Origin of the sequence: Streptomyces sp. NBC_01750 (genome assembly GCF_035918095.1) — a bacterium.
Classification (GTDB): Bacteria; Actinomycetota; Actinomycetes; order Streptomycetales; family Streptomycetaceae; genus Streptomyces.
Window position 1 is genome coordinate 7848097 of the sequence record NZ_CP109137.1, and the last position, 25618, is coordinate 7873714.

17 protein-coding genes and 2 pseudogenes are annotated in these 25618 nt (G+C 70.9%); 9 read left to right on the forward strand and 10 right to left on the reverse strand.

The window, feature by feature from the left end; all coding sequences use genetic code 11:
- The first annotated feature begins 3 nt into the window (after nucleotides 1-3).
- The 3 genes from OG966_RS35470 (at nucleotide 4) to OG966_RS35480 (ending at nucleotide 3226) form a co-directional block, all read left to right on the forward strand.
- Nucleotides 4-1716 carry a glycerol-3-phosphate dehydrogenase/oxidase gene (locus OG966_RS35470; protein WP_326654176.1) on the forward strand — a complete coding sequence of 571 codons (1713 nt, stop codon included), beginning with the start codon at nucleotides 4-6 and terminating at the stop codon, nucleotides 1714-1716.
- 103 nt (nucleotides 1717-1819) lie between these two features.
- Nucleotides 1820-1966: a hypothetical protein gene (locus OG966_RS35475; RefSeq protein ID WP_326654177.1), complete on the forward strand. Its 147-nt coding sequence runs from the start codon at nucleotides 1820-1822 to the stop codon at nucleotides 1964-1966.
- Nucleotides 1967-2035: 69 nt separating this feature from the next.
- Nucleotides 2036-3226, forward strand: coding sequence for a damage-control phosphatase ARMT1 family protein (locus OG966_RS35480; protein ID WP_326654178.1), 1191 nt, complete (start codon nucleotides 2036-2038; stop codon nucleotides 3224-3226).
- Nucleotides 3227-3304: 78 nt separating this feature from the next.
- On the opposite strand, the gene OG966_RS35485 is transcribed toward OG966_RS35480, so the two are convergent.
- Entirely contained in the window at nucleotides 3305-5128 is a 1824-nt protein-coding gene (locus OG966_RS35485; RefSeq protein ID WP_326655504.1) for a glycoside hydrolase family 15 protein, read from the reverse strand.
- 293 nt (nucleotides 5129-5421) lie between these two features.
- On the opposite strand from OG966_RS35485, the gene OG966_RS35490 reads away from it, so the two are divergent.
- From OG966_RS35490 to OG966_RS35500, 3 genes are all read left to right on the forward strand, one after another.
- On the forward strand, nucleotides 5422-6042 hold the full coding sequence (locus tag OG966_RS35490) for an L-threonylcarbamoyladenylate synthase (protein ID WP_326654179.1): 621 nt from the start codon (nucleotides 5422-5424) through the stop codon (nucleotides 6040-6042).
- 344 nt (nucleotides 6043-6386) lie between these two features.
- Nucleotides 6387-6944 carry a PadR family transcriptional regulator gene (locus tag OG966_RS35495; protein WP_326654180.1) on the forward strand — a complete coding sequence of 186 codons (558 nt, stop codon included), beginning with the start codon at nucleotides 6387-6389 and terminating at the stop codon, nucleotides 6942-6944.
- A 112-nt stretch (nucleotides 6945-7056) separates the two neighbouring features.
- Nucleotides 7057-8778, forward strand: coding sequence for an acyl-CoA dehydrogenase family protein (locus tag OG966_RS35500; RefSeq protein WP_326654181.1), 1722 nt, complete (start codon nucleotides 7057-7059; stop codon nucleotides 8776-8778).
- 265 nt (nucleotides 8779-9043) lie between these two features.
- Here OG966_RS35500 and OG966_RS35505 read toward each other — a convergent pair whose 3' ends face one another.
- From OG966_RS35505 to OG966_RS35515, 3 genes are all read right to left on the reverse strand, one after another.
- Nucleotides 9044-11806, reverse strand: a complete 2763-nt coding sequence (locus OG966_RS35505; protein ID WP_326654182.1) for an ABC transporter substrate-binding protein — start codon at nucleotides 11804-11806, stop codon at nucleotides 9044-9046.
- Between the two features lie 203 nt (nucleotides 11807-12009).
- The gene (locus tag OG966_RS35510; RefSeq protein ID WP_326654183.1) at nucleotides 12010-12762 is read right to left on the reverse strand and encodes an SDR family oxidoreductase; all 753 of its coding nucleotides are present in this window, start codon (nucleotides 12760-12762) and stop codon (nucleotides 12010-12012) included.
- 467 nt (nucleotides 12763-13229) lie between these two features.
- The gene (locus OG966_RS35515; protein WP_326654184.1) at nucleotides 13230-14315 is read right to left on the reverse strand and encodes a helix-turn-helix domain-containing protein; all 1086 of its coding nucleotides are present in this window, start codon (nucleotides 14313-14315) and stop codon (nucleotides 13230-13232) included.
- Between the two features lie 99 nt (nucleotides 14316-14414).
- Here OG966_RS35515 and OG966_RS35520 point away from each other — a divergent pair, with 99 nt between their 5' ends.
- The gene (locus OG966_RS35520) at nucleotides 14415-15644 is read left to right on the forward strand and encodes an MFS transporter (RefSeq protein ID WP_326654185.1); all 1230 of its coding nucleotides are present in this window, start codon (nucleotides 14415-14417) and stop codon (nucleotides 15642-15644) included.
- Here OG966_RS35520 and OG966_RS35525 read toward each other — a convergent pair.
- Nucleotides 15619-15774 (reverse strand): annotated as a pseudogene (locus OG966_RS35525) (site-specific integrase); the annotation flags it as partial. The gene OG966_RS35520 and the pseudogene OG966_RS35525 overlap by 26 nt on opposite strands.
- A gap of 14 nt (nucleotides 15775-15788) precedes the next feature.
- Nucleotides 15789-16427 (reverse strand): hypothetical protein, encoded by a 639-nt coding sequence (locus OG966_RS35530; RefSeq protein WP_326655587.1) that lies wholly within the window; start codon nucleotides 16425-16427, stop codon nucleotides 15789-15791.
- Between the two features lie 108 nt (nucleotides 16428-16535).
- Here OG966_RS35530 and OG966_RS35535 point away from each other — a divergent pair, with 108 nt between their 5' ends.
- Entirely contained in the window at nucleotides 16536-16778 is a 243-nt protein-coding gene (locus tag OG966_RS35535) for a hypothetical protein (RefSeq protein ID WP_326655588.1), read from the forward strand.
- 75 nt (nucleotides 16779-16853) lie between these two features.
- On the opposite strand, the pseudogene OG966_RS35540 reads toward OG966_RS35535, so the two are convergent.
- Nucleotides 16854-17000, reverse strand: a pseudogene (locus OG966_RS35540) (helix-turn-helix domain-containing protein); the annotation flags it as partial.
- Between the two features lie 173 nt (nucleotides 17001-17173).
- On the opposite strand from OG966_RS35540, the gene OG966_RS35545 reads away from it, so the two are divergent.
- Entirely contained in the window at nucleotides 17174-20074 is a 2901-nt protein-coding gene (locus tag OG966_RS35545) for an ATP-binding protein (RefSeq protein WP_326654186.1), read from the forward strand.
- A 33-nt stretch (nucleotides 20075-20107) separates the two neighbouring features.
- Here OG966_RS35545 and OG966_RS35550 read toward each other — a convergent pair whose 3' ends face one another.
- The 3 genes from OG966_RS35550 to OG966_RS35560 are packed head-to-tail and all read right to left on the reverse strand — an operon-like array spanning nucleotide 20108 to nucleotide 25342.
- Nucleotides 20108-22279 carry a bifunctional serine/threonine-protein kinase/ABC transporter substrate-binding protein gene (locus OG966_RS35550; protein ID WP_326654187.1) on the reverse strand — a complete coding sequence of 724 codons (2172 nt, stop codon included), beginning with the start codon at nucleotides 22277-22279 and terminating at the stop codon, nucleotides 20108-20110.
- A 10-nt stretch (nucleotides 22280-22289) separates the two neighbouring features.
- The gene (locus tag OG966_RS35555) at nucleotides 22290-24566 is read right to left on the reverse strand and encodes a bifunctional serine/threonine-protein kinase/ABC transporter substrate-binding protein (RefSeq protein ID WP_326654188.1); all 2277 of its coding nucleotides are present in this window, start codon (nucleotides 24564-24566) and stop codon (nucleotides 22290-22292) included.
- Nucleotides 24566-25342, reverse strand: coding sequence for a hypothetical protein (locus OG966_RS35560; protein ID WP_326654189.1), 777 nt, complete (start codon nucleotides 25340-25342; stop codon nucleotides 24566-24568). The genes OG966_RS35555 and OG966_RS35560 overlap by 1 nt, the downstream gene beginning before the upstream one ends.
- Nucleotides 25343-25618 lie beyond the last annotated feature (276 nt).

Consider the following 25618-nt stretch of genomic DNA (forward strand, 5'->3'; position numbering starts at 1 on the left):
CCGATGGCGAATCCGGTCGCGCTCTCTCCCGAGGCACGCGCGGAAGCCCTCGTCCGGCTGGGGGAGGGCGAGCTGGACGTCCTCGTCGTCGGTGGCGGTGTCGTGGGCACCGGAGCAGCCCTCGACGCCGCCACCCGGGGCCTGAGCGTCGGCCTCGTCGAAGCCCGGGACTGGGCCTCGGGCACATCCAGCCGCTCCAGCAAGCTGATTCACGGCGGCCTGCGCTACCTCGAGATGCTGGACTTCCGGCTGGTCGCCGAAGCCCTCAAGGAGCGAGGACTGCTCCTCCAGTTGCTGGCCCCCCATCTGGTGCGGCCGGTGTCGTTCCTCTACCCGCTGCAGCACCGGTTCCGGGAGCGTCCGTACGTCGGCGCGGGCGTGCTGCTCTACGACGTCATGGCCGCGGCCTCCGGCACCTCCGGAGGCCTGCCCCGTCACCGCCACCTGCTCAAGCGCCAGGCTCTGCGCGAGGCGCCCGCTCTGCGCTCCGACGCCCTGGTCGGCGCGATCCTGTACTGGGACGCCCAGGTCGACGACGCCCGGCACACCATGTTCCTCGCGCGCACGGCAGCCGCCTACGGGGCGCTGGCCGCCAACCGAACCCGCGTCAGCCGCTTCCTGCGCCAGGGCGAGCGGGTGGTGGGAGCCGTGGTCACGGACCTGGAGACCGGCAACGAGACCGAGGTGCGGGCCAAGCAGGTCATCAACGCGACCGGCGTGTGGACCGACGACACCCAGGCCATGGCCGGCACCCGGGGCCAGTTCCACGTCCGCGCCTCCAAGGGCGTGCATCTGCTGGTGCCGCGTGACCGGATCATCTCCCGCACCGGACTGATACTTCGCACCGAGAAGAGCGTGCTGTTCGTCATCCCCTGGGGGCGGCACTGGATCATCGGGACCACCGACACCGACTGGACACTGGACAAGGCTCATCCCGCGCTGAGTTCCAGGGACGTCGGTTACCTGCTGGATCATGTCAACCGTGTTCTGGCCACACCGCTGGCCGCAGAGGACGTCGAGGGCGTCTACGCAGGTCTTCGGCCGCTCCTTTCCGGCGAGGCCGCGGAGACCAGCAAGCTGTCCAGGGAGCACCTGGTCGCGCACCCGGTTCCCGGGCTCGTCGTGGTGGCCGGCGGTAAGTACACGACCTATCGCGTGATGGCCAAGGACGCGGTCGACGAGGCGGCCCGCGGTCTGGACGAGAAGGTGGCCTCCTGCGTCACGCAGCGCGTTCCGCTGCTCGGCGCCGACGGCTATCCGGCCCTGTGGAACTCCCGGCACAAACTCGCCAAGCGCTCCGGGCTGCATGTCGCCCGCATCGAGCACCTGCTGAACCGCTACGGCTCCCTGCTGCACGAGCTGCTCGCGATGGTCGTGGCCGACCCCTCGCTCGGTGAGCCGTTGCCGAGTTCTGACGACTATCTGCGCGTCGAGGCCGTCTACGCGGTGACCCATGAGGGGGCCCGTCATGTGGAGGACGTGCTCGCCCGGCGTACCCGGATCTCGATCGAGTCCTGGGACCGCGGAGTGGACGCGGCGCGTACCGTCGCCGGCCTCATGGCACCTTGTTTGGGGTGGGACCGGGCGCGCCAGGACCGTGAGGTCGACCACTACCTGAAGCGGGTGGCGGCCGAACGCGAGGCGCAGCAGCAGCCGGACGACCAGACGGCCGACGCGGTACGGCTCGGCGCCCCCGACATCATCCCGGTGCGCTGAGTGTCCCGGTCGGCCCCGGTTCCGGCTTCCAGGGCCTTTCGCCCGGAGGTGTCGGTGCCTGTCCGCCGGGCGGCCCAGGACGTTCACCCACCGCCCTATCGGCGTGCCTGAGAAGCAAGCCCGCGGTTTCCTGCACGTCGGGCACGCCCTGCACGTCGGGCACGTCGGGCACGTCGCGGCCGACCCGGCACCGACACCGCAGGAGCAGGACCCGGGTGACGGGGCACTCGCCGTGAAGGCCGGCCTCTGACCGAACGCGGCGTACGGTGATGCCGCTCGCGTGTCCGTCCGCGGCGTCGACAGAGGGAGTCCGCCGAGCATGTCGCAACCAACTCCGGCCGATGCGGGCCACGCCCCTGTCGTGGTCAGCAATGTCGTCGGCTCCTTCGCCTGGGGTGTGCTCCATGACCGGCACCCTGCGCTGATCGAGCGCGTACGCCAGGCGACCGCCTATCCCGTGGAACAGCAGCACGCGCTGGACGCCCTGCTGCGCGAGATCGCCGAGGGAGGTGTCGTCGAGGCTCTCGACGACACCGAACCGGATGCCGCTCAGTGGAGGCAGTGGGGCGAGGGCCATATCGGGCGCCGCTGGGCAGACGTACCGTTCCTGTGGGCGGAGAGCTACTTCTACCGAAAGCTGCTGGCCGCGCTGGGCTACTTCACTCCCGGGCCGTGGAAGGGCATCGACCCGTTCGCACCCTTCAAACGCGCCGAGCTCATGGGCGCGACGCTGGACGCCGAGCTCGCTGCCCTCGACGAGATCCCCCGTCTTCCGGCAGCGCAGCGGGACACCACGCTGCTGCACGCGTCACTCTGGGGGAACAGGGCCGACCTCGGTTTCCAACTGTCGGCCGGTGACTCCGGTTTGGGAGAGCGCGCGACAGGGCTCGTCGTGGACGACACGGCGGCGTTTTGGAACCTGCTGGATGGCCGACGTCCGGGAAAGGTGTGCCTGGTCGCCGACAATGCCGGGCCGGAGCTGCTGCCCGATCTGGTTCTCGCCGACCATCTGCTCACCACGGACCGCGCCTCGTCGGTGAGCCTGCACATCAAGCCGTATCCGTACTACGTCTCCGACGCCACCACCTCCGACGTGCTCGACTGTCTGGCACGAATGTCCGCTGCTTCCGGACAGGCATCGGAGATCGGTGAGCGGCTTCGGCAGGCGGTGAGCGGCGGACGTCTCGTCCTGCGCAGCCATCCATTCGCGTGCGCGCCACTCCCGTACCTGGACATGCCGGCCGGGCTCGGGGAGGACTTCGCCTCCGCCACCTTGACCGTCATGAAGGGCGACCTGAACTACCGCCGGCTCGTCGGCGACCGCCACTGGCCCGCTACCACGCCCTTCTCGAGAGTCACCGCGTACTTCCCCGGACCGGTCGCCGCGCTGCGGACACTGAAGTCCGACGTCATCACCGGTCTCGCCCCACATACGCGGGCGGAGCTGGAAACGACAGGCAGTGCCTGGCGGACGAGCGGTACGCACGCGCTCGTCCAAGTCAGGACGTGACGCCGCGCCACCGGACACGGAACCCGAAGGGTCCGGGGCTGTTGCGCGCCGGACGGGACCGCGGGCAGCGGGCGCCGTTCAGCCCAGCGCCCGGTCGAGGTTGAAGGCCGCGCTGATCAGCCCCAGATGCGTGAACGCCTGCGGGAAATTGCCCCTCTGCTCGCCCGTACGGCCGATCTCCTCCGCGTACAGGCCGAGGTGGTTGGCGTAGGTGAGCATCTTCTCGAAGGCCAGCTGGGCGTCTTCCAGGCGCCCGGCGCGGCTGAGCGCCTCGACGTACCAGAAGGAGCAGATCGAGAACGTGCCCTCCTCTCCCCGCAGCCCGTCCGGGCTGGCCTGCGGGTCGTAGCGGTAGACCAGCGAGTCGGAGACCAGTTCCTCGCCCAGCGCGTCCAGTGTGGAGAGCCATTTCGGGTCGGTCGGGGAGATGAACTTGGCCAGCGGCATCATCAGTACGGAGGCGTCGAGGACGTTGCCGTCAAGATGCTGGACGAACGCGTTCCGCTCGGCCGACCAGCCACGCCGCATGATCTGCCGGTAGATCGTGTCGCGTGTCCCGGCCCAGCGCACCATGTCGGCCGGCAGCCCCCGGCGCTGCGCCATCCGCATCGCCCTTTCGATCGCCACCCAGCACATCAGCCGCGAGTAGAGGAAGTCCTTGCGCCCGCCCCGGGTCTCCCAGATGCCCTCGTCGGGCTTGTCCCAGTTCTCGCAGACCCAGTCGACCAGATCACAGACGGTGTCCCAGTGCGCGCTGGAGATCGGCTCCCTCCACTTGTCGTAGAGGTAGACCGAGTCGATGAGTGCACCATAGATGTCCAGTTGCAACTGGCCGACGGCGTCGTTGCCGACGCGCACGGGGCCGGAGCCCCGATAGCCCTCGAGATGGGGCAGCTCGCGCTCGGGCAGCTCGCAGCGGCCGTCGATGCCGTACATGATCTGCAGTGGGCCCGTGCCGGGCTCCGAGAGGTAGAGGTGCTCGGTCATGAAGTTCATGAAGGCCTGGGCTTCGTCGGTGAAGCCCAGCCGGAGCAGCGCGTAGACGCAGAACGCCGCGTCGCGGATCCAGGCGTACCGGTAGTCCCAGTTCCGTTCGCCGCCGATCTGCTCGGGCAGGCTCGTCGTCGGCGCGGCCACGATGGCGCCGGTCGGCGCGTAGGTGAGCAGTTTGAGCGTCAGCGCGGAGCGGTGGACCATCTCGCGCCAGCGGCCGCGGTAACGCGACCTGGACAGCCAACGCCGCCAGTACCGCACGGTGGCCTCGAACAATTCCTCCGCCTCGGCGACGGCACAACGCCGCGGGGCCACCTCGCCCCCGACCTGGTCGAGCGCGAAGACCGCGCTCTCACCTTCGTGCAGCTTGAACAGTGACCATGCGTCCCGGCCGTCGTTCTCGACCGCCACGCTGGACGTCAGCGCAAGGGCGAGCGAGGCCGACTCGAAAACCGGGCAGCCGTGCTCGGTACGGATGGTGTGCGGGTCGGCTCCGTAGCCGAAGCGGGGTGACACGTAGGCATGGAAGGGCAGTGATCCGCGGACGCAGACCACCCTGCGGATCAGCCGGTGCCGGTCGGCCTCGCGCGAGTCGTCGACGATCGGCATGAAGTCCTGGATCTCGCCCACCCCGTCCTCCGCGAAGAAGCGGGTGATGAGCACGTTGGTGTCGGGGAAGTAGAACTGCTTCGTGCGGGTCGGCACATCAGGGGCGAGCTCGAAGGAGCCGCCTTTCTCGGCGTCGAGGATCGAGGCGAAGACACTGGGCGCGTCGAAACGGCCGCAGCAGTACCAGTCGATCGTTCCGTTCGTCCCCACCAGCGCGGCGCTGCGCAGATCCCCGATCAGCCCGTGCTCGGAGAGCGGCAGATACCGGGGAGCGCCGATACTCCCCGGGCCTCGAGCCACATCGGAGAATTCTTCGGTCCTTTGAGCCTCAGCCTCAGCAGTCACGGATCCTCCCTCTGCTGCGGCGGTTCCATGCGCTTGTACATCCGCATTTCATACTAAGACGTACAGGGTGGCGCCACCCATGGCAGGGGCGGCGCCGCCCCTGGACCTGGGCGGACCGCGAGCACGCCGAGACCCGCGTGGCCCAGGAAGGCGCCGTGCACGATGCTGTTCGGCTCGGGGCGCTCTCGGCCCCCGGCGGCGCCGTCCTGGTCACCTGGGCGGACGCCCTGATCACCTAGACTCGGCGAATGGCGAAGTACTTCGACGTGCACCCCGAGAATCCCCAGCGGCGCACCATCAGCGGTGTGGCCGACAGCATCCGATCCGGCGCGCTCGTCGTGTACCCGACGGACTCCTGCTACGCACTGGGAAGCCAGCTGGGCAGTCGTGACGGCATCAGCCGGATCCGGTCGATCCGGAACCTCGACGATCGTCACCACTTCACCCTTGTGTGCCAGAACTTCGCGCAGCTGGGTCAGTTCGTGCACGTCGACAATGACGTGTTCCGCGCGATCAAGGCAGCGACACCCGGCAGTTACACCTTCATCCTCCCCGCGACGAAGGAGGTGCCGCGCCAGCTGCTGCACCCGAAGAAGAAGACGGTCGGAGTCCGGATTCCTGACCATGCCGTCGCTCAGGCCCTACTCGCCGAACTCGGTGAGCCGCTGCTCTCCAGCACCCTGATCCTGCCCGACGAGGACGAGCCGATGACACAGGGCTGGGAGATCAAGGAACGGCTCGACCACGTCGTGGACATCGTGGTCGACTCGGGCGACTGCGGCACCGAGCCGACCACGGTCATCGACTTCTCCGGCGGCGAACCCGAGATCGTACGCCGCGGGGCGGGCGACACCGCGCGGTTCGAGTAGCCGCGTCGATCGCGTCACCAGGTGCCGGGCTCGGGCGTGCGCCCAGGCGTCCTGCCTGCGCAGTGTTCGGCACGGCGGGCGCACCCGCGCGATAGGCGTGCTCCGGCGGCGTCGGTCTCGGGACGAGCCCCAGGAAAGTCGTCAGGCCGCGCAGGCGATGCTGTCATCAGCCACGGACACGCGCCTCAGGGATCGCAGCGAAGCGGAAACAGCTCCCGCTCGAAGCGGCCCATGCGCAAGCAGTCCATGCGCGCTGCAGCTCCGTCCCGGCCGCCGGGGTGAGCCGCGTCTCACCCGGGCGGTGCGCCTTGTCTATGCAACGAGTTGCATAGAAGGATCGGGGCATGGCGCTCGACCACGCGATCCTCGTCTCTCTGCTGGAGAAGCCGGGCTCCGGCTATGAGCTGGCCCGGCGGTTCGACCGGTCCATCGGTTACTTCTGGACCGCCACCCACCAGCAGATCTACCGCGTACTCAAGCGCATGGAGAGCGACGGCTGGATCGACGTCCGCGAGGTGCCCCAGCAGGCCCGGCCGGACAAGAAGGAGTACTCGGTCGCCGCGCCCGGCCGGGCCGCCCTCTCCCAGTGGCTGCACGAGCCGATCGAACCCGAGAGCGTGCGGCACGACCTCGCCGTGAAGATCCGTGGCGCGGCCTTCGACGACCCGGCCGCGCTGATCCGCGAGGTCGAGCGGCACCACCAGGCGCACACCTCCCGCCTCGCGCTCTATCTCGCGGGGGAGCTGCGTGACTTCACCGGACCCGAGGCCCCCGGAACGACCGACGCCGGACAGGAGCTCCAGCACGTCGTGCTGCGCGGCGGTATCGCGTACGAGCGGATGACGCTCGCCTGGCTCGACGACGTACTCGCCACCCTCCACCGCCTCGGCCCCGATCGCTGAACCGGCGCCGGCAAACCGCCCGCCCGCCCCGACGACGACCTGCCCCGCCCTCACGTACCTGAAGCTCTCCGGAGCGCATCCCTCAACCCCCGAGCCGGAAAGGCGAACACCCATGGCCGACCCGCTGCTGTTCAACCCGCGTACCTACGACCCGGCACACTTCGACCCCGAGACCCGCAGGCTGCTGCGCGCCACCGTCGACTGGTTCGAGGACCGCGGCAAGCGGAAGCTGATCGAGGACTACCGCTCCCGTGCCTGGCTGGCGGACTTCCTCGCGTTCTCCGCCAAGGAAGGGCTGTTCGCGACCTTCCTGACCCCGGCATCCGCCGCCGAGGGGCAGCAGGACAAGCGGTGGGACACCGCCCGGATCGCCGCCCTCAACGAGATCTTCGGCTTCTACGGCCTGGACTACTGGTACGCGTGGCAGGTCACCATCCTCGGTCTCGGACCGGTCTGGCAGAGCGACAACGCCGCCGCTCGCACCCGCGCGGCGGAACTCCTCGCCCAGGGTGAGGTGTTCGCCTTCGGTCTGTCCGAGAAGGCCCACGGCGCCGACATCTACTCCACCGACATGCTGCTGGAGCCCGACGGTGACGGCGGCTTCCGGGCCGGCGGCTCCAAGTACTACATCGGCAACGGCAATGCGGCCGGGCTCGTCTCGGTCTTCGGCCGCCGCACCGACATCGAGGGCCCCGACGGCTACGTCTTCTTCGCCGCCGACAGCCGCCACCCGGCGTACCACCTCGTGAAGAACGTCGTCGACTCCTCGAAGTACGTCAGTGAGTTCCGCCTCGACAACTACCCGGTCGGCGCCGACGACGTACTGCACACCGGCCGCGCCGCCTTCGACGCCGCCCTCAACACCGTCAACGTCGGCAAGTTCAACCTCTGCACCGCCTCGATAGGCATCTGCGAGCACGCGATGTACGAGGCCGTCACCCACGCGCACAACCGCATCCTCTACGGCCGCCCCGTCACCGCCTTCCCGCACGTGCGCCGCGAGCTGACCGACGCGTACGTCCGTCTCGTCGGGATGAAGCTGTTCAGTGACCGGGCCGTCGACTATTTCCGCTCCGCCGGCCCCGACGACCGCCGCTACCTGCTGTTCAACCCGATGACAAAGATGAAGGTGACCACCGAGGGCGAGAAGGTCATCGACCTGATGTGGGACGTCATCGCCGCCAAGGGCTTCGAGAAGGACACCTACTTCGCCCAGGCCGCCTCCGAGATCCGTGGGCTCCCGAAGCTCGAGGGCACGGTCCACGTCAACCTGGCGCTGATCCTCAAGTTCATGCGCAACCATCTGCTGGACCCGGCCGAATACGCGCCCGTGCCGACCCGCCTCGACGCGGCCGACGACGCCTTCCTCTTCCGCCAGGGACCGGCCCGCGGCCTGGGCTCCGTGCGCTTCCACGACTGGCGCACCGCCTACGACGCCTATGCCGCCGTGCCCAACGTCGGCCGCTTCCGCGAGCAGGCGGACGCCCTGTGCGAGTTCGTCACCACCGCGGCCCCCGGCGAGGAGCAGAGCCGCGACCTCGATCTCCTTCTCGCCGTCGGGCAGTTGTTCGCGCTGGTGGTGCACGGCCAGCTGATCCTGGAACAGGCACGCCTGACCGGGCTCGACGAGGACGTGCTCGACGAACTGTTCTCCGTCCTCGTACGCGACTTCTCCGCGCACGCCGTCGAGCTGTACGGCAAGGACTCCGCCACGGCGGAACAGCAGCGCTGGGCGCTGGGCGCGGTCCGGCGTCCCGTTGTCGACGAAGCGCGTTCGGCGCGAGTCTGGGAGCGCGTCGAGGCACTGTCCGGGGCGTACGAGATGGCGCCGTAACCAACGGAGCAGACGGCCTGTCCGCCCGCCGGGGCCCGCAGGCTCAGCCGCCGTCCGCGCGCGTCGGCGACTGCCGCCGGGGCCCACCGCCGTCGGCGACCGCCCGTCTCGGACCGCGGGAAGCCATGGTGCTTCCCGCGGCTCCGAGCCGGGCAGTCACGCCCCTGGCCGAGAGGCGTACGAGGCGGTGCCGTGGAGAGCACCGGCCACCGCGGCCCCCGGTTTCATGGGTGCCCGCTCCACGGCGTCATGTGAGCCGAAGCGGTTACGGGCACGGGTGCTCCTCGCCCTCCGGCCCCCATGTGATGCGTTGGTCGCCGCGCGCCACCGTGCCGCACAGCAGCTCGGTCGCCGGCTCGCCGCGGCTGCCCCGGAGCACCGCGAGCAGCTTGTCCTCCGTCAGCCGTCCCCCGCCCGCCGCGCCGTGCGCGTCGATACGGCCGGTGGCGCCGTCGAAGCCTCCGCCGCCCAGGCCTTGGTAGAGCACGCCTTGCAGCAGCCCGCGGTCGAGGCGGTCGTCATGCCCGCCGGTGGTGCGCCAGGCCTGGTCGATGCCTTCGGCGAGATAGCGCAACGCGTCCCAGGCGAGTGCGACATGGCCGTCCTCGCGCATGGCCTTCGTCCTGGCGCTGTGGTCGCCGCCGTACGCGCGGTCGTACGCGGCGAGGAAGGCCGCGGCCTCCGGGCTCCGTGCCGCCAGCGTGGGGGCGTAGCCGTGCGAGACGTAGAAGAGGGTGAGGCCCTTGAAGTCGTCCCAGGGGCGCTGCTCTTCCGTCAACGTGTTGGTGACGTCGTCGCCGCCGAGCACGCTGATCTTCGGGCAGTCGCCGGAGATACGGGCGATCTCGGCCAGGAACAGCTGGAACTGGCTGGCTCGCGCCGACCACACCACCGCTGTCCGCGGCTCCTCACGCACGGTACGGCAGACCTCGCGGGCCAGGTCCTCCACGGTCGGCACGGGCCGCCCGCCGAGCGCACCCGGCACCGGTCCCGGTTCCGGTGCGTCGGCCGGGGTGTAGAGGAGTACGTCGGTGCGCCCCGGCCCGTACGAGGCACGGAAGGACGCGGCAAGGCTATTGCTGTAGGCGTCGGTGGCGTCGGCGACGAGACTCACCCGCTTTGCCTTCTGCCCGCCAGTGGTCATCCCGGCGCTCGACGCGAACGCTGCCATCAGCTCGGCGGCCCGCGCATCGGTGGCGGCCGTCTGGTAGTAGTGCTCGCCCTGGCGGAGGAGTTCATCCGCGGTGCCCGAGGTGCCGACCATCGGGATACCGGCCTTGTCGAGGGTGCGTATGGCGTCGTACGTATTGCGGCGGCTCTGCCCGAAACCGACGACGCCCGCGATGGACGGATCGCTCGCGGCGAGCTCCGCGATCCGGTCGGCGACGGCGGGTGCGTCCTTGAAGCGGTCACCCGCGTTGGCGGCGAGCACCCGCAGCGGGACGCGCTCGCCGGAACGCAGCGCCTGGGCGTTGATGTGCTGCTGTGCCAGCGCGATGCCGCGCAGCTCCGCCAGCGTGCCGCCGCGCACCGGGTCCTCGGCGTCCTTGCCACCGGTGAGCGGGCCGAAGTAGACGATGGTGCGGCGACCGGGGCGCGGGTCGTCGCCGGGCCGGCCCGCGAGCTCCCTGTCGACCGCCTCGTTCTGCCGCTCGATCTGCTGGAGCACGGCCTGTACGGCCTGCTCACTGGGCTCCTTGCCGAAGCCGGCCGCGCCTTCGGCGACACCGACGCACTGCCCGTCCGTGCCGAGGAAGGTGGAGCCCTGGCAGGGGTCGTCCTTGTCGCGGCTCCCGATGTCCGGTACGAGGAACAGGACGGCGGCGAGTGCGAGCGCGAGCGTTCCGATGCCGAGTACTCCGGCCACCTCGGCCCCGGGGCCCCAGTGCGGAGACGGCGTCACCAGCGTGGGCCAGCGGCCGAGCCAGTACACCGCCGCCTGGTCGTCCTCGGGTCCCTCGGCCACCGGCACGACGATGCCGGTCGGCTGACCCGGCGACATCCCGCGCCGCTCAATGTTGATCAGCTCGGCGCCGGCGTGGGCGAGGCCCGACGCATCGATGTCGGGGATGCGCGAGGCCAGCGAACGTACGCCGCCCGCCACCGCGAACACAGAGGTACAGCGCAAGTCCTCCATGGCGGAGCGGAGTTCACGCAGGAAGCGCTGGACGCGCGAGTCGGCGGGCCCTGCCTCGTCGAAGAGAAGCACGAAGCGGGAGCCGCGGCGTCGCCGCCACGGGTTGAAGAGACGGGTCCGGCACGCCTGGTCGAGGTCGGCGAGCAGCGCGTGCATCAGCACCCGGTCCATACGCTCCGGCTCGTTGGCCGGCTCGCCGTGCACGAGGTCGAGCGCGGAGCGGAAGAAGTCGGTGGGCGGGCTGCCGTGCTGACGGCGCACCCATTCCGCGTACCAGCTGCGGCTGCGAGCCCGCCCCAGCATGCGGCGGTTGGCGCGCCAGCCGTAGAAGGCGCGCGGCAGGCGCTGGAACAGCGGGCCTGCGATGAAGTTCCACAGCAGCTCGAGCAACGTGCCACCGCTGGCCTGGTCGCGGCCGCCGAGCCACCACAGGGTCTGGGCGGTACGGGACCAGTTGCGGTGCTCCGCGTAGCAGTGGTTGCGCAGCTCGGCGTGGCGGCGCTCCATGAGTCCCTCGACGGCGGGCGCGGTGACGACGGAGCGCAGCAGCCGGTAGCTGTGCAGCCGTAGTTCACCGGTGCCGGGCGGCATGGTCTCGGCGAGCTGATGGGTCAGATGCTCGAAGAGTTCGAGCGGCGGCGGGTCGGTCCCGTCCGGGATCTGCGGGATGTACGCGTGCGGGGCGAGGACCTCGCTGCGGCCGCGCATCCGTGACCGCAGCCCCGTGACGATCTGGCGTCCGGCATTGCCGCTGCCCGGCTCACTGAGCAGGACGACCGGCACCCTGCTGCGCCTGCGCCGCGGCTGCACCACCAGTTTGTCGAACGCGTCGATGAAGCGCTCGACGCCTGGATAGGCCGGAATACGGCATTGTGGATCCCCCGCGGTCATGAGCAAGCCCCCCTTGTTCCCCCTGAGAAGCAAGGGATATTCCCATCAACTGCCATAGGCAAGCGTGGTGTTGGATCACATGCCAGCCACAATTGTCGCCGGGTGCGTTCCCGTCCTCGGCAACCTGAAGCTCTCGCGCGCCCGGACGTGCCGCGCCACCCCTGTCGGTGCGGAATGTGCGGCCCTGGGGCACGTCGGGTCCGTCATCGCGCGTCCGGCCGCGGCTGCTGAAGCCAGTCCCTGTAGTGCGTGGGGGCGAGGTCGGCGTCCTCCGGTGCGATCAGCACGTCTCCGATGACCACGGAGAACATGCCCGCCTGGTCGTCGGTGATCACGTGGCGGCCGTCCGGGCGTGCGGCCAGGGTGATCCGGCCCAGCTCATCGAGGGGGAAGATGTCGGGGCCTGCGACATTGTGGATGCCCTGCGACGGGGTGCCGGAGGCGGCCCTCACGACCGCCGCGGCGACGTCGGAGGCGGCGATCGGCTGCACGGGGGTGGAAGGCAGCCGGACGGTGTCCCCGTCGGTCGTCATGGCCAGGATCGGTTCGACGAACTCGGCGAACTGCGTGGCGCGCACGATCGAGTACGGCGTGGGCGCGTTCTCGAGGATGTCCTCCTGAGCGACCTTGGCCCGGTAGTAGTCGAGCTGCGGCACTTGGTCCACGCCGACGATCGAGAGAATCACATGGTGGCGGACACCGGCCGCCTCTGCCGCGACCGCGATGTTGTTCATCGACGTTTCGAAGAAGTCGATGGAAGTCTCGTCGAACACGGGGGAGTTCGTCAGGTTGATCACCGTATCGGCGCCCTCGAGAACCTGGGCCAGGCCCTTGCCGCTGATCACGTCGACTCCGGTGGACAGCGATGCGGGTACGACGTCGTGGCCGTCCGCTGCCAGCCGTTCGACCACCTGTGTGCCGATCAGGCCGCTTCCCCCGAGGACTGTGAACTTCATGGCGCACCCTTCGTCGAGCGTTCCGTTCCTGAGAGCGTCCGGGCGGATTCTCCGTCCCGTTGTGTGCGGGGGCCGTGGGCGCGATTCGAACCGGCCCCGTACTGACCGAGCGGATGGGTCCGCGAGCGGTGTCGGTTCGGCGTTGCCTGGTGTGCCGTGCCGTGCCGTGCCGGACGGCGGTCGGCATCTTTGTGCCCACGGAGCGCAACGCACCGCCTTCGATCACCGTACCCCCGCGACTGCTGAGCCGCGCGAACCGGATCACGCACCTCCAGCCCTGGGCAGGTCCGTGTGGAGTACGCCCTTCGCCCGCCTTCACCACTGGGCTTGACGCGGCTCGTTTCGCCGGATCCGGCGCACCGCGCGCTCCCCGGCGATCCGTCCGCGCCGGTACTGCTCGGCGGCCTGCCGAGTCGGACGATGCTGCGAAGGCGGCGGTCGCCCGCGTTCTGGCAGACCGAAGCTACTCAGCGCAGTACGGCCGCCAGCAGATCGGCTCCCAGCGCCGTCAGATCGGGCAGATTGAGGGTGTAACGGACGTAACGACCGTGCCGCCGGGCCGTGAGCAGGCCCGCGCGGCGCAGGACGGCGAGGTGGCGGGAAACCTCCGGGGGTGAGAGTTCCCAGGCGTGGGCCAGCTCACGGGTGGTGTGCGGGCCGCGGGCCAGGGTGCGCAGCAGCCGCAGCCGTACCGGATGTGCGAGTGCCTCCAGCCGTAGGGTGACCGTTTCCAGCGATACCGGCTCCGATGGACTCGGCTCGGCCACGGGGTACTGCACCACCGGCCGCCACCCGGGCGCGTGGACCGCCACCAGGTGCGGGCGGCCGAAGACACTGGGGATGAAGGTGACCCCGGTGCCGTGGGCGGCGGTCGCCTTGTCCTGCAGCTTGTCCACGATGATGCAGCCGCCGTCCGGTGCCAGCGTGACTGCGCCGGAGACCGATGCGAGTGCCGCCCCGATGCCCTGGCGCTTCAGCAGGTCGTTCTTCAGGCGCAGGTCGGTGGCGAGCTGCACGGCGACGCCCGCCCAGGCGGCGTCGAAGAAGGCCTCGGCGCACTGTTCGAGGGTGTGGCGCACCCGCGCCCGCACAGCGCCCGGGTCCGCGAGCAGCCGTTCCGCGAAGGCCTCTTGCCGCGCGCCGCGGGCCTGTGCCAGGTCCAGGGCCCGCTCGCGCGCAGTCGCGTCGGTGAGCGGCGACGGCGCGCCGAAGTGGACCCGGTTGCTGCCGCACGTGGTGACGAGCGCGGCGGTCACATACGTTTTGTCGTCGATCCGGTCCACGTCGTCCAACTCCTCGGCGAGGGTCGGCCGAGGTCGGGCGGGGATGAGGAAGTCGGCTTGTGAGGAACGCCAGAGGAACTCCGCCTCCCGCAACCGCTCGGCCAGCTCCGGCCGCAGCCCGGCCCATACATCCCCGGCCCAGCCGGCGAGCTGCGGATGATGCCCGGGTTCGGCCAGCACGTGCAGCATCGCGGTCAGCTCGGCCAGCGGGGAGGCGGCGAACCGCAGTCGCTCGGACTGCAGGCCGCTGATGTCGATCCTCAACGTCACCCCCTCAGCATCCCTGACCGGCTGGCCGGCGGCGGCGTCGGTTGACGGTGTCCGTCAACCGACGCACCCAGCCCTGCGGCCGAACGCACCGTTGACGCCATGGCAACCACCACCAAGATCCAGCCCCGCGCCCTCGTCCGTGCCTCCGGAGGCCCCCGCTATGCCGTCGCCCTGGCCGTGGACGCGCTCGGCACCGGCCTGCTGCGGCCCTTTCTGCTGCTCTACGGGGTGACGGTGCTGAGGCTGTCCGCGCCGGCCACCGGCATCGCCATGACGGTCGGCGTCGTCGTGGGTCTGGTGTGCATGCCCGCGGTGGGCCGATGGCTGGACCGGGGCGCACGCAGCACGGTCGTGGCAGCGTCGATGCTGGTGCGGGTGGTGGGCGTGGCGCTGCTGCTGGCCACCCCGGCGGGGCACGTCTGGGTGTTCGCGACGGCGGCGCTCTTCCTCGGCATCGGCAACCAGGCATGGCCGGTCGCCCACGCAGCTCTCGTGGCCACGGTCGCCCACGGCCGGGAACGCGACACCGCTCTCGCGGGAGGCCGCGCCCTGCGCAACGCCGGCCTGGGCGCGGGCGCGCTCCTCGCCACCGCTTGCCTGGCGGGCGGCACCACCGCATTGCAGGCGCTGGCAGCCGTCACCGGGCTCGCCTATCTCGCTGCGGCGGCCTTGGCGTGGTCGGTCCACCTACACGCCCATCCGGCCGCTACGCCGGCCAAGGACAGGGCCGAAGGGCCCGCACCCCGGATGCGCGCGCTGCTGGCCGCCAACGTGGTCTACGCCTTCTGCCTCAACGTCCCCGAAATCGCGCTCCCTCTGGTCCTGGTGACACAGTTGCACGCATCCCCGGTGTGGTCGGCAGCCATCTTCGTGGCCAACACGGTGCTGGTGGTCACCCTGCAGGTTCCGGTCACCGTTCTGATGTCCCGCTTCTCCCGGCGGACCGTGCTGGCTCTCGCCGGCGTGGTACTCGCCGTGTCCTACCTCGGCTTCCTCGCGGCCACCTCACTGGGACACGGCTGGGGTGCCCCGGCCGTCGCCACGGTGTCCGTGGTCTGCACTATCGGCGAGATCATCTATGCCGGCAGCGCCACCGCGCTCGTCGCCGCCATCGCCCCGGCCCATGTCCTGGGACGCACCCTCGCCCGCTTCGAGCTCTCCACGGGCTTCGGCCTCGCCGTCTCCCCGGCGGTCATCACCGCTCTCGCACCCCACGGCTCGGCCGCCCTCTGGGGCAGCCTCGCCGGTGCGACGCTCCTCTCCGCCTCCGCCGTTGCCACCGAGAAGGATCAAGGAACGCGGCTCAGCGATTGCTGCCGCCGGGCGTGAGCAGGCTCGTGAGCTCGGCAGGCGCCTCTGGCGACGGTTTGAAGTAGCGGCGGACGTTCTCCGGCTTCTTGTGTCAGGACTGCGCCATCAGCATCAACAGGGACGCGCCCTGCTCGCCGAGGTGGGTCAGCGGGCGCCGACCGGTCATGTGTTGTCCGCCTCGTCCTCCCGGGCGAGCGCGGCGAGGTCCGGAAGCAGCCCGGCCAGTTCTTCCAGCAGCTTGTCCATGTCCACGACCTCGGGCAGCGGGTACACGAAGCACGCCCCGTCCTCCCTGAACGAGACCGCCGGTCCGGCGAACCTCACCAGGCGCTTCGGCAGATCCGAGGCGTAGAACCGCTCGGCCGTCCCCGCGGAGTCGTCGCTCATCGTCAGGTACGGCAGATCCTTGGAGAAGGTGAGATTGAGCTCCGCCGCACTCCAGTGGCGCTCCAGACGTAGGTTCGGTCCGCTGCCCAGAAGGTCGAAGCACACGATCAGCCAGTGCTGGTCGTCCCTGCGCGAAATCTGCTCGTAGCGCCGGGCGACGGTGACCCGGTGGTCGCCGAGTTGGCCGGTAACGGTGATTCCGTGCCACGTTCGCAACAGCCAGGGGAAGTGGCCCGCGTACCCGGCCCACTCCTCACCGTCCTTGCCGCGCTCGATTCGCTGCCAGCCGGGACGGGCGGCCAGGACGCGCATCGCCCGCTCCGCCTTGCCGACCCGGCGAGCGGTACGGACCGCGAAGGTGAGTCCGATCAGGGACGGGGCCAAGATGACGGCGAAACCAATGATCCAGCCCACCACGTACGTCCTTTCGCTCCACCCCGGGAAGTCCGTTCGCCCCCCATGCTCACGCACCGGGTCGCCGCAAGACATCGGTGAAACCACGTAAAGGGCTACGGAGACCGCATGTTCACATCCCCTGCCGCCGAACAGGACCTGCACCTCCTGGATGAGTCCGTCCCGGACGGTGATCGCCTCGACGCTGTGGTGCCGGGCGCCCGTCGTGAGCTTGTACTCACAGTGCACGAAGACGAGTTCGTCGTCGGCCGGGACGACGGGCAGCAGCCGCTGCTCCGTCATCCGGTCGGGAAGCAGCGGTCGAAGAACGCCGCCTTGTCAATGTGGTCGTCCTGCGGGCTGGTGAAGTGAAGTCGTCGGCGTAAAGGGGGACGGCCGCGGCACGGTCCTGCGACCTGTAGCGCCGGAACGCGGCCTCGACGACGTGGCTCGCCAGCGGCGGGTCCATTTGTGGGCCGTGGCGCGGGAGATGCCCATCTCGGCTGCGACATGTGCGATGGGGCGGCCGGCGCAGACACGTCCGACCACCAGCCGCCTGCCGCGAACCGTCAGCCGGGCATTACGGTGGGACACGGAGGGCCAGACCGGAATCTACCTGGTCGAATGACGCCCCCAGGGACTGGGCAGTCGGCTCCCGCCGGGATGATGACGTTTCTATGAAGGTATCGGCTGGTTGTGCAGGCAGGGTTGCGGAGGAGCGACCGCTCGGGAATGAACACGCGGACGTGGTGGGGAATGGAGACGCGGTGGAACCGGCGTGGGACGAGACGGCGACGATGCTGGTCGGCAGAGCTGACGAACTGCAGCGGCTCATCTCGGTGATCGGCAGTCTGGGGCAGGACGGCGTTCCCGCTGTCGTAGACATCGCCGGAGGCGCCGGCATGGGGAAGAGCCGGCTGCTGAGCGAGCTCTGTGCGCGGGCGCGGCAGGATGGGCTGACCGTGCTGCGCGGCAGGGCCACGGAGTACGAGCAGCACACTCCGTTCCAGACGTTCACGGACGCGTTCGCCGACGTCGATCGTGCCTTTCTCGACTCGGATGCCGTGCCCGAGGTGGCGGCAACGGTGCTGCGCGGAGCCGACGCTGTGCAGGGCTCGGATTCGGGTTCGGGCAACCGTGACCGGTTCGGCCTCTATCGCGCCGTCGCGGAAGTGCTGACCAGGCTCGGGGAGCGCAGCGGGTTGGTGATGGCCCTGGACGACCTGCACTGGGCGGATCCCGCGTCTTTGGAGTTGTTGGACCATGTGATCCGGCACCCGGTGGGCGGCCGGGTGCTTCTGGTCGTGGCCCGACGAGAACGGCAGACGCCGCACTCCCTTGCCGCTGCTCTGACACGCGGTGTCGACAGTGGGGCCGTACTGCGCATGGCGCTGCGACCGCTGCCCGAGCAGGCGTCGATCGAGGCGCTCGCCTCCGACCTGCCACCGGGCGACGCGAAGCAGATCTATGAATCCAGCGAGGGCAACCCGCTCTACCTCCACTGCCTTCTGCACGCCTACCGGCATGGCGCGTCGTCGTGCGGCACGACCGTCCGGGCCCACGACGACACCGCGTCCGCAGTGCCGAGCGGACTGGGATCCCTGCTCCTGGACGAACTGACTGCGCTGACCGCGACGCAGCGCCGTACCGCCGAAGCAGTGGCGGTCCTCGGCGACCATGCCACGCCCACAATGCTGAGCCTGACGACCGGACACACCACGCCGGAGGTACTCGACGACTGCATCGGTGCACTGGCGCGGCGCGATCTGCTGCGCATGGGGTCCGACGGCCGCTGGACGCTGCGCCACCCGCTGCTGCGGGCACTGGTCTACGAGAACACCGCCGCACCACGCCGTGCCGAGATCCACCGCGGCGCGGCGGACGAACTGGCCCGGGCAGGTGCCTCCGCCGCCGAGCGTGCTCATCACGTCGAGCGGTCGCTGGTCGGCTGGGATCCCGCGTCGGCGGCCGTGTTGACTGAGGCGGCCGCCCAGTGCGCCCACACGGCGCCCGCGACGGCCGCTCATCTGCTGGACGTCGTCCTCCGGCTCATGCCGGACACGCCCGCCTGCGCACAGCAGCGTGGAGAGTTGACGCTGGCGCGCGCCAGAGCACTCGGTGTGAGCGGCAGCCTGCGCGAAAGCCGTGACCTGCTCCACACGCTGATCAGTAGGTCCGGCCAGGACGACGCATCACTGCGCAGGGATGCGATAGCGCTGTGCGCCATGATGGAACGGCATCTCGGACACTCCCCGGAAGCGGCAGCCCTGCTGCAGCGGGAACTGGCCCGCAGCCCCGGCCCCGAGCCCCGCCAGGCGGTCTCCATGGGACTCGCGCTGGGCATGGCCGCCCTGAACACCGTTTCCTACCCCGACGTACGTGACGAGATCGAGCGGACGCTCGCGGTGGCCCGCTCCCACGGCGACCTCATGGGAGAGCTGGGGGCCTTGGCGCTGGGGGCGTTGGGAGAGGCATACGAAGGGGAGACGGCGGCCGCCCGCCGGTTCGCCGATGTCGCCGCCGCGCTCGCAGACGGTCTCACCGACCCCAACCTCACGGAACTGTGCGAGTCGCTGGTGTGGCTGGCCTGGGCGGAAGCCCTGCTCGAGCGCTACGCCGACGCGGAACGCCACGCCGACCGGGGTCTGGACATCGCCCGCCGCAGCGGTCAGGTCCACGTCCTGCCACACCTGCTGAGCAGCAAGGCCTTCGTGCACCTCAACACCTGTCGGCTGCCGTCCGCCCTGGAGTCGGCCGAGGAGGCGGAAGCCGTCGCACGAGCCATTGGCAGCAGTGATCTCCTGGCCTTCACCCTGTGCTTCAAGGCGCTGATCCTTCTCGTGCGGTGCCCCCTGGGTGACACCAGGGCCTTGACGACCGCCGAGGAGGCCGTGGCCGCGGCCGGTGGCAGCAGACACTGGTGGGCGTCGTTGGCCAAGTGCATGCTCGGTCACACGGCGCTCGTGAGCGGCGACCCGCACCGTGCGCAGGACGCCATCCTGAACGCCGGCGGTCCCGAACTGCTGGGGCTGCAGCCCTCCATACGCCCCGGCCAACTGGACACCCTCGTCAGCACCGCCATCGCCATCGGCGACGCCGAGCAGGCCGCGCGCTGGGCCGCACGAGCCGTCGAGGAAGCGGACCGGATGGGTCTTCACGGTCAGCGCGGGGCGGCACTGCGCGCCGAGGCGGCACTCGCCCAGCACCACGGAGACAGCCGCGCGGCCGCACAGCTCTTCGAGCGCGCCGCGCAGGCGTACGCGCCGTCCGGTGCGACGCTCTGGGAGGCGTACTCCCTGCTGCTGGCGACCGTCCAGGCGCAGGCCGTCGGCGACGGTTCGCGCGCCGTGGCGATGTGGGAGCGGGCCCGCCGTCTCGCCGACGACGGCGGCGCGCGCCTGCTGTCCGACCTGGCCTCGATGGTGCGCCCCCAGGCCGAGGAATCCTTGCGCGCACCCACGGAGCTCGACCAACTGACCACACGTGAACGGGAGATCGCCGAACTCGTTGCCGAAGGGCTGAGCAACCAAGCCATCGCGACGAAGCTGTACCTCAGCCGCCGCACGGTCGAGACGCACCTGTCGGCCATCTACCGGAAGACCTCCGTGCCGTCCCGCTCGGCACTGGCAGGCCTCGTGACGCGTGCGGCCCTCGACCGTCGCGCGTGAACAACGCACGACAGTTGAGGAACGACGCATGGCTCAGGCCGTGGCGTCCCGGTAGTCGCCGAGGCAGCGGAAGGCGCCCCCGGACGCCCGGAACAGGTACATCGCGTCCGTGAAGCGGTAGGTGGACGAGTCGTAGCGCAGACGTTTGGTGTTCCCCCGGTAGTCGGTCTCGCGCAACCGGCCCACGATCGCGCCCCGCTCCGCGCGCGACGCGCCCAGCGCCGTCATGGCGCCGGCCAAGAAGAGCGTCGCGTCGTAGGCCTCGGCGGAGTACCAGGGCGGGGCGGTGCCGAAGCGTGCGCGGTAGGCGGTGACGAACGACTTCGCGGCCGTCACCGTGGTCGGATCGAGGAAGGCGGTGGCGAACACCCAGCCCTCGGCGGCGTCGCCCGCCGAGGCGAGGAAGCGGGAGTCGAGGGCGCGCTGGGTGGCCAGCCGCGCACCGGAGTAGCCGGCGGAGCGCAGCGCGCGGGCCAGCCGCGCGGCCCGCGCGTACCCGCCGGCGAACACCACCGCGTCCGCTCCGGCAACCGTCACCGACTCCGCGAGGATACGGAAGCGTTCGGCCGAGTCGTCCTCGGCGGCGAGGGTGCGCCGAACCGTGGAGCGGTGCCCGGATCGCACGGCCTCGTCGACGCCCGCGCACAGACGCCAGCTGAAGTCGCCCTCAGCGGCGTCGTCGATCAGCACCGTGTTGTGGGCCCCGGCGGTGCGGACGAGGTACGCGACGACCGGCGCCGCCAGGGTCGCGTCGTTGGGGCGGGTGGCCGTGTACACCCGGTAGGTGGTGGGGGACACATCGTCGAGTCCGACCGACACGGAGACCATCGGGAGCAGTGCCTGCTGGTAGAGGCCGAGAGTGGCCTTCGCACAGGCATCGGTGGTCGGCCCGAGCACCGCGCGGACCCGCTCGTCGGCCGCCAGTCGCCGGGCGACCTGCCGTGCCCGGGCCGTGCTGCCTTCGTCGTCGTGCACCTGGAGCGCCAGGTCGAAGCCGCGGCCGGCGCGGGAGTTGAGGCGGTCGACGGCGAGCCGGACGCCGTTCTCCTGGGCGCGGCCCGTCGTACGGCCGCTGCCGCTCAGGTCGGCGTGCAGGGCAACCACCAGACGCGGCAGCCGCGCCTCGGCGCCGCCCGTTGCCGAGGTGCGGTCGGGGCGGTTCGCCGTCCACCAGGCCACCGTTCCGCCGGCCGCCAGGACCCCGGCGGCCGAGCCCAGTACCAGGAAGCGGCGGCGCGTGGCGCCTCCCGGGCCGACGGCGGTCTCGTCGCCGGGCGGTGCGTCGGCCGCCGTCGCCCCTGACACCTCGGTCGCCTCGACGGCGGGCAGGGTGAGCACGGCGGTCGAACGGCGCGCGATCAGCTGGATCAGGGACTCCGGCAACCAGCCCCCGCCCTCGCCCGCACCGTCCAGTGCCCGCCGTACCTCGGCCACGGCCGGCCGGGAGCCGGGCTCCTTCAGCAGGCACGCCCGCAGCAGCGGCAGTAACGGCTCCGGTACGCCGTCCAGGTCCGGCTCGTCGTGGACCGTGCGCACCAACATCTCGGCCGCGGAGCTCCGCCCGAAGGGGCGCTCGCCCGTCACGACGTACGCCAGCAGACAGCCGAGTGAGAAGACGTCACTGGCCGGCCCGATCTCCCGGCCCCTGCCCTGGGCCTGTTCGGGGGAGAGGAATCCGGGGGAGCCGACCACCATCCCGCTGGCGGTGAGCGCGGTGTCCTCCGGCATCCGGGCGATACCGAAGTCGATCAGCCGTGGTCCGTCGACCGCGAGCAGCACATTGCCGGGCTTGACGTCCCGGTGCACAAGACCCGCCCCGTGCACCGCGTCCAGCGCCTCGGCCAGCCGCGCCCCCAGGACGCGGACGGTCCCGCACGGCAACGGGCCGTACTCCTCCACCGCCTCCGCCAGTGAGGGCCCTGGCACGAACGCCGTGGCGAGCCACGGAGACTCGGCGTCCGGGTCCGCGTCGAGCAGCGGCACCACCCAGGGGTTGATGACCCTGCCCGCCGTCTCCACCTCCCGGCGGAAACGCGCCCGGAATCCCGCGTCGTCCGCGTGCGCCGCGCGGATCACCTTCACCGCGGCGAGCGCACCTCCGGGGGAGCGGGCCAGGTACACCACGCCCATGCCGCCCGCGCCCAGCCGACGCAGCAACCGGTATCCCGCGATCCTGGCCGGGTCGGCGCCGCGCAACGACTCCATCAGCGTCCCATCAGCTGGACACCTGGAAGGACGCCGCGCCCTGGTAGGCGAACCGGCCGCCGTCGACCTTCCACAGGTAGACCCCGCTGCCGTCGACGACCAGGGCCCCGGTCGCCTTGTTGAACGCGAGGTTCCTGGAGATCCCCTTGTACGTGGCGGAGCGCAGGGCGGTCGTCAGGTTCTGCCGGGTGCGGCGCCCGGCGGTCAGTGAGCCCAGACTCTTCACGGCGAGCTGCGCCACGTCGTACGTCTCGACGGCGTACCGCTCCGGCTCCGCGTCGAAACGCTTGCGGTAAGCGGCCGTGAACGCCTTCGCCCCGGGCGCCACGGTGGCGTCCATGACCGGGGCGACGATCACCCAGCCGTCGGCCGCGTCCCCCGCGGCGGACAGGAACCGGGTGTCAAGCACCTCCTGCGCGGCGGCCCTGGCCCCCGGAAAGTCACGGCTGCTCAGTTCCCGGGCCAGCAGCGCGGCGCGGTCGTGATGGCCGGCGAAGACCACCGAGTCGGCGCCCCCGTCCAGCAGGGCGTCCAGGGTCGGCCCGAAATCGGTGCGCAACGCGCTGACCACCTTCGGCACGGCCGGCTGCCGTTCGTCCCGACGGATCTTGGCGAGGGTGCTGCTGATCTCCCAGGCGTAGGCGTCCGCCGCCCGGTCGTCGACGATCCCGACCGTGCGCGACTTCGCGGTGCCGCGCAGATACGCGTTGAGGTAGAACGGCAGGATCGTGTCCGTCACCCGGGCGTGCAGGAAGGACCGGCTGCCCATCGCCCCCAGCACGGTGGCGCCGGGCGACACCGCGATCAGGGGCAGCGAGGCGGCGTCGTACGTCGCCAGCGAGGTCAGGGCGGTGGCGTCCGTTGTGGTACCGATCACGGCCAGCACGGAACGGTCGGCGACGAGCTTCTTGGCCGCTTCGGGTGCCCGGGCCGGATCGCCGCCGTCGTCCACCGTCTTCACGGCGAGTGTGAAGGGCCTGTTCGCACGGGAGTTGAACGCGTCGACCGCGAGCCGCAGCCCCCGCTCCTGTGCCCGGCCGACCGCTTTCTGATCGCCGGTCAGGTCAGCGTGCAGACCGAGGGTGTGCACGGAACCGGTGGCCGTCGGGGCGGGGCCGTCGTTGTTGCCGTCACGGGAGAGCGCCCACCACGCGGCCAGTCCGCCCCCGGCCGTGACAGCCGCCGCGCCCCCGGTCAGGAGTAGGAAACGGCGCCTGCCGACGGCACGGGCCGGAGGCTGAGTGGCTGTGGTGTCCGTCGGCGCGGCGCCGGCGGACGCGGGGTCGACCTCGGTGTCGTCGACGGCGGGCAGCGCGAGTCCGGCGGCCGACCGTTCCGCGATCAGCCGGACCAACGGCTCGGGGAGCCATGCCTCGTCGCCGGGGGCCCGGTCCTCTTCGCCGGGAATTTCATCCTCGGGCGTTTGAGGACGTACCGCCCGCAGGGCCTCCCGTGGGTCGGGGAGCGAGGCGGGCGATGAGGGCGTGGCGTTCGTGAGGGCCTCGGACAGCGCCTCGGCCGTGGGCCGCAGCTCCGGGTCCTTGTCCAGACAGCCGTCCACCACCTCGGCGAGCTGTGCCGGAACACCCTCCACATCCGGCGCGTCGTGCACGGTGCGGTACAGCAGCGCGTCGAGCGAGCCGGTACCGAACGGAGGGCGGCCGGTCGCGGCGAAGGCCAGCACGCAGCCCAACGAGAAGATGTCTCCGGCCGGTCCCGGATCCCGCTCGCCCCGCGCCTGTTCCGGTGGCAGGAACCCCGGCGTGCCGACTACGACACCGGTCGAGGTGAGCGCGGTGTCCTCGGGATCACGGGCCACACCGAAGTCGATCAGCCGTGGTCCGTCGAGTGCCAGGAGCACATTGCCGGGCTTGACGTCCCGATGCACGAGACCTGCCGCGTGGAGCTCCCGCAGCGCCTCGGCGAGCCGCGCCCCCAGCACCCGCAGGCTCCGCACCGGCATCGGCCCGTGTGCGGCGACGGCCTCGCCGAGCGAGGGGCCGGGGATGAACGCGGTCGCCAGCCAGGGCTGCGCCGCCTCGGGGTCCGCGTCCACGAGGGACGCCACCCACGGGCTGGTCATCCGGCGGGCCGTGTCCGCCTCGCGCCGGAACCGCTCCCGGAAATCGGTGTCCTCGGCGTACTCGGCCTGGATCACCTTCAGGGCGACCAGGGTTCCGCCGGCCGAGCGGGCCAGGTACACCACACCCATGCCACCCGCGCCGAGCCGTCCGAGCAGCCGGTGGCCCGCCAGCCTGGCGGGGTCGGAGGTACGCAGAGGCTCCATCACTTCCCCTTCAGCCGCAGTTCTGTGCGCGTCAGCATCTGAGCCAGGGCCTTGCTGCCCAGTTGTTCGAGTTCCTGCGCGGTGTTCCCCTTCGCGCCCGTCACGGAGACGGCCAGGACGACCGTGCCCAGCCGGGCGACCATCCACCGGTACGGCTGTGCGGCACCGCCGTTCCCGACGTACTCACCGGCCTCGAGGACGGAGTCGTCGGCGTACTCCTGCTCGCGGGCGCCGAAGGGGGTGCCGAGCGACATCAGACCGGTGATCCGCTCGTCGGACCGGGGTCGCTGTTCCGGGCAGCGCAGCACCTCTTCGAGGGTGGTGCTCAGCTGTTCGTCGGCGCCGAGGACGGAGGCGTGCACGGTGGCCACGGCCGTCACCTTGACCGCACCCTTGCCGCCGCCGGCAGGCAGCCTGCTGTAGCGGGAGGCGCTCGCCAGCACCCCGTGCGGGAGCTTCTCACGCTGCCAGCGACAGCTCTCGTTGAGCACGGCCCAGGTGCCCGGGGCGCTCTCGCCCGGATCCTGGGCGACGAAACCCCGGCCCCAGCCGCGCGGGGCGAGCACGACGGACTCGGCCAGGCGGCGCCCGTCCTTCGAGGTCAGGGGGACGAGGGAGGCATCGGGCGTGAAGACGGAAGTGGCGGCGGACGAGCCGCCCGACGGGGTTGCCCCGGTGCTCGGCGACGTCCTGGCCGAGGGCGAACCGCTCTGCCGGGAAGCCGCGTCGTCCGCCGAACACCCGGCCAGCAGACTCCCCGCCACCAGCAAGGTCACCCAACTTCCCCGCATTCCATGGGCGTTGTCTGTCACTCAGTCCCCTCAACACCGTTCGCGCCATCCGACTCGTCGAACGTAGACGGCTGAAAGGGAAGGGACCTCAGTAGAACCACGTATCCGGCTACGTATTCCGCAGGTGTGCCGCCCGGGGCAGGCCCGGGCGACGCCCAGCCCAACGCGGGTCACCAGGCCGGGTGGAGGTGGCCGGGGTTGGTGTCCGGTGTATATGACCAGCCGCTGGTCTTCTTACGGCCGACCGGGCCCAGCAGCCCG

Coding starts and splice junctions, on each gene's coding strand:
- OG966_RS35470 (WP_326654176.1), top strand. CDS start 4: ATGGCGAATCCGGTCGCGCTCTCTCCCGAGGCACGCGCGGAAGCCCTC.
- OG966_RS35480 (WP_326654178.1), top strand. CDS start 2,036: ATGTCGCAACCAACTCCGGCCGATGCGGGCCACGCCCCTGTCGTGGTC.
- OG966_RS35490 (WP_326654179.1), top strand. CDS start 5,422: ATGGCGAAGTACTTCGACGTGCACCCCGAGAATCCCCAGCGGCGCACC.
- OG966_RS35495 (WP_326654180.1), top strand. CDS start 6,387: ATGGCGCTCGACCACGCGATCCTCGTCTCTCTGCTGGAGAAGCCGGGC.
- OG966_RS35500 (WP_326654181.1), top strand. CDS start 7,057: ATGGCCGACCCGCTGCTGTTCAACCCGCGTACCTACGACCCGGCACAC.
- OG966_RS35505 (WP_326654182.1), bottom strand. CDS start 11,806: ATGACCGCGGGGGATCCACAATGCCGTATTCCGGCCTATCCAGGCGTC.
- OG966_RS35510 (WP_326654183.1), bottom strand. CDS start 12,762: ATGAAGTTCACAGTCCTCGGGGGAAGCGGCCTGATCGGCACACAGGTG.
- OG966_RS35520 (WP_326654185.1), top strand. CDS start 14,415: ATGGCAACCACCACCAAGATCCAGCCCCGCGCCCTCGTCCGTGCCTCC.
- OG966_RS35535 (WP_326655588.1), top strand. CDS start 16,536: ATGTTCACATCCCCTGCCGCCGAACAGGACCTGCACCTCCTGGATGAG.
- OG966_RS35550 (WP_326654187.1), bottom strand. CDS start 22,279: ATGGAGTCGTTGCGCGGCGCCGACCCGGCCAGGATCGCGGGATACCGG.
- OG966_RS35555 (WP_326654188.1), bottom strand. CDS start 24,566: ATGGAGCCTCTGCGTACCTCCGACCCCGCCAGGCTGGCGGGCCACCGG.